Source organism: Actinomycetes bacterium (assembly GCA_036000965.1).
GTDB lineage: Bacteria > Actinomycetota > CALGFH01 > CALGFH01 > CALGFH01 > DASYUT01.
On sequence record DASYUT010000037.1, the window covers coordinates 1 to 3641 of the forward strand.

Here is a 3641-nt window from a genome sequence, read left to right on the forward strand (position 1 = left end):
TGGCGTAGTCCAGCGCGACGACCAACCGCGCGGTGGCCAGCACCGCCAGCGCCACGCCCCTGGACCCGGTGGACCGGGCCCGGGCCGCGCCGCCGGCGAGCAGCGCGTGGCCAATCTTCATGCCATGCAGGTTCACCCACCGGCGGGCGCACGTCGTCGCGGCCAGCGCCCATCATGACCCCCCGTCAGCTGCAGTCCAGCGGTACCGGCCAGCAGGTACCCGGCTCGCTCACCGGCCGCCGCGGCGAAGGCTCAGCCCCACCACGCCCACGGCAGCCAGCGGCGGAAGCCACCACGCGGCCACGGCCACCGCATGCAGCAGCCACGTCACCACCAGCGCAGCCGCCACCGTCGCCGCCACGGTCTAGTCGTCGCCGATGATGAAGCCGTACCAGAACCGGCCGAAACCCCTGAGCCAGCCCACGATCATGGTCATCTGTTCGCCTCCTGGGGAAGCAGCCCGTCCAGGTGTCGGCGCAGCAGCCGGACGTACCCGGCGGCCGCCAGCAGATATCAGCCGACCAGGGCGAGGATCGCGGCGTCGCTGGCCGGCCAGGTGACCCCAGTCCCTGCACCGCCCAGAACGTGCCGAAGCTCGACAGCAGCGTTCCCACCAGGAGCTGCAAAGCGCTGCGCGGGATGCGTTGCACCACTCCGCGGGCCAGCAGGCCCGCACCCGCGATGACCGCGAACGCCGGCGGCGGCCGGATGTCCTCACCGCCAGCGCCCGTCTGCGCTCCCGGCGGGCCGCCGTCTTGGGATGCCGGTTAGCGGTACCCGGAGTTTGGTGCTGGCCACGACGACATCCGACCCGGTGGCGGCGACGCTGGGACCGTCAACAGACACGACTCGAGTGATCACCGGGGTGGTGCGGAATGCGTCAGACACAAGCGGGATCGGTTCCGGCGGCGCCCGGGACCGCTGGACCGGCAAGCGGTGCGCCTGGCCGGCGGCCACGAGCCTCGCAGGCGGTCGCGTTGCAGGTGCTGGGGGTCTGGCTGCTGGTATCGCCGTATCTTCTGGACGGCGTGCGCGACACGCCGAGCGTGGCCAGCGCGACGCTGAGCGGTATGTTGCTGGTGGTGACGGGTACCTTGGCCCGGTCGGCACGCAACCCCATGCCGGCCTACATGATCGCCCTGGCGGTGGGGGTCTGGCTGCTGCTGGCGCCCACGCTGTGGGAGTTCGGAGACGGCGTCATGACCTGGAACCTGGTCCCGATACCCTGGGACGCCGGACCCACGGGGGCTGCGATTACCCGCGTCCGGTGGAACTCGGTGGTTGCTGGGCTCGTCGCCCTCACCCTGGTGGGCTCAGTGCTCGCCGGGATGCGACGGCGGACTGCTCACAGAGCAGGCGCGGCGTGATCCCGCCGCCTACACGACGACCCACGCGAGGCAAGGCGCCGGTGATCCTGATCTCCACCTACCACCCGGAAGACTTCGCAGACCTCATCGGGGCGAGCCCCGCCGCGGGGTTCCTGTCCAAGTCGGCGCTGTCCGCCAGCGCTATCCGAGATCTCCTCCTGAGCGCAGGAAGGTGACGTGATGGACGATCTTCGATCCGCGCTATCCTCGGTCGACCGTGAGTACCCGCCAGGACCGCTGGCGGGCGTCAAGCGAGGAGCGACAGCCGATCCCGGCTATCCGCAGCCACAGGCCGCGGAGGTCGAGAGCGCGCGCCTGCTTGCCAACGACGCCCGCCGGACCCTACTCGCCGCGGGGTTCTCGAACGAGGACATCGATCGGCTGGCCGAGGACTTCATCGCCGAGGACCGCGGAGAAGACACCGAGAGGTTCATCGACTGGACACAGCGCATCCGGCGGGCCGCCGACCATCCGGTACGCGGTTCTATCGACCCTCACCGGGAGAAGGCGTGACGGCGCAGACCATCGACACGAACCTGAGCGGCACCGCGGCCCGGTCCACTGAATGCCATGAAGAGGGCCTCCTCGGTGGCAATCTCCCAGGTGTCACCGAGGGATCTCGCCCGAAGGAGGCCCATGGCAATGTTGCACGCAGGGTTGGATCTGTCACGCAGGCGGTTGGACGTGTGCCTGCTTGACGAGCAGGGCGGCACGGTGCAGGTCACCAGCGCGCCTCCGGATGCGGTCGGACTACGCGGGCTGGCCCGGCAGGTCGCCACGCTCGGCGGGCCGGTCCTGGCGGCGATTGGGCGGGATCACCGCGGCCCGCTGGCCAAAAACGGCCCCGAGTATCTGCGCTGGGGCGGCCCCCCGACAACTACGCCACCGCTCGGCCGAGGGCTCGCACCCCCAAAACGGCCGGGAGCAGCAGCACCGCCCCCACGGCCATGGCACGCGCCAGGGCACCTGGATCGACCAGGCCGTGCCGGACGAGCCGACGCACCATGAGCACCGAGTACGGCAACGCGATCGTCAGGCCGCCGGCCAGTCCTGGCGGCACGCGGCGCAGCGCGATGGCTTGGGCTGTATGCGGAAGTATGTGCGCACCCAGCAGCAGCGTCACCGCCGCGTAGGCGGTCATGGTGGGGCTGCGGGGGGTCGACCGGGCGGCGCGCCAGGACAACACGGTCATGCTCGCGGCAAGGGCGCCGATGGCGACGGTCGCCTGGGCCCGGCTGGTGGTGAAGTGGGGCAGGGCCCGCTCGGCCAGCACCGGGACTCGCCGGGTCAGGTCGCGGGCGGCACGGTTCAGCTCATCGTTGCCGGCCAGCTCGCCCAAGTCGTGGGCCAGGAAGGCGGCCGGCAGGAGCAGGATCAGCCGCCGCGTCGCCGGATCGAGCACGTGGGGCGATGCTGCCGTGGGCCTGGCCATGCCGGGGAGCGTACCGAGGTGGCAGTTCCATGGCTACAGGAGCGACCTGACAGAGCACTATTAAGCGCTGAAGATCACAACCCGGTCCCGCAGCGCTGCTGGACCGCACCGGGGCAGCGTGGTTACCTTGCGGTAACTATGAGCGTGCTGGCCAGCCGGCTCGACCTGGCGTCCGCGACCTATCGCGCCAACCGGAGCGCAAACCTGCGGCTGCTCGAGGAGATCTCCCAGCAGCTCGCGCAGAGCAGGGCGGGTGGCGGCGAGCGCTATGTCGCCCGCCACCGGGCGCGGGGCAAGCTGCTCGCCAGGGAGCGGATCGAGCTGCTGCTCGACCGCGACGCCCCGTTCCTGGAGCTGTCGCCGCTGGCCGCCTGGGGCACCGACTTCCACGTCGGCGCCAGCGTGGTCACCGGCATCGGCGCGGTCAGCGGCGTCGAATGCGTGATCGTGGCCAACGACCCGACCGTGCGCGGCGGCGCCACCAACCCCTTCAGCCTGCGCAAGACCCTGCGGGCGATGGAGATCGCCGAGCGCAACCGGCTGCCGCTGCTGCAGCTCATCGAGTCTGGCGGCGCCGACCTGCCGACCCAATCGCAGATCTTCATCCCCGGCGGAGCCGTCTTCCGCAACTTGACGCGCCTGTCGCGCGCCGGCATCCCCACGGTCGCGCTGGTGTTCGGCAATTCGACCGCGGGAGGCGCCTACGTGCCCGGCATGTCGGACCACACCATCATGGTGGCCGAGCGGGCCAAGGTGTTCCTCGGCGGCCCGCCGCTGGTCAAGATGGCCACCGGCGAGGACGCCGGCGACGAGGAGCTGGGCGGCGCGGAGATGCACGCCCG

5 protein-coding genes are annotated in these 3641 nt (G+C 71.1%); 3 read left to right on the plus strand and 2 right to left on the minus strand.

What is annotated here, in order from left to right:
* Nucleotides 1-229 precede the first annotated feature (229 nt).
* Nucleotides 230-361 (minus strand): hypothetical protein, encoded by a 132-nt coding sequence (locus VG276_02065; protein HEV8648193.1) that lies wholly within the window; start codon nucleotides 359-361, stop codon nucleotides 230-232.
* A 616-nt stretch (nucleotides 362-977) separates the two neighbouring features.
* On the opposite strand from VG276_02065, the gene VG276_02070 reads away from it, so the two are divergent.
* The gene (locus VG276_02070) at nucleotides 978-1367 is read left to right on the plus strand and encodes a hypothetical protein (GenBank protein ID HEV8648194.1); all 390 of its coding nucleotides are present in this window, start codon (nucleotides 978-980) and stop codon (nucleotides 1365-1367) included.
* A 180-nt stretch (nucleotides 1368-1547) separates the two neighbouring features.
* On the plus strand, nucleotides 1548-1880 hold the full coding sequence (locus VG276_02075) for a hypothetical protein (GenBank protein ID HEV8648195.1): 333 nt from the start codon (nucleotides 1548-1550) through the stop codon (nucleotides 1878-1880).
* 364 nt (nucleotides 1881-2244) lie between these two features.
* Here the strand turns inward: VG276_02075 and VG276_02080 are convergent, their stop codons facing one another.
* Nucleotides 2245-2769 (minus strand): HXXEE domain-containing protein, encoded by a 525-nt coding sequence (locus tag VG276_02080; protein HEV8648196.1) that lies wholly within the window; start codon nucleotides 2767-2769, stop codon nucleotides 2245-2247.
* A gap of 168 nt (nucleotides 2770-2937) precedes the next feature.
* Between VG276_02080 and VG276_02085 the strand changes: the two genes are divergently transcribed.
* Nucleotides 2938-3641: carboxyl transferase domain-containing protein (locus VG276_02085; GenBank protein HEV8648197.1), on the plus strand; the 704-nt coding region annotated here is incomplete at its 3' end.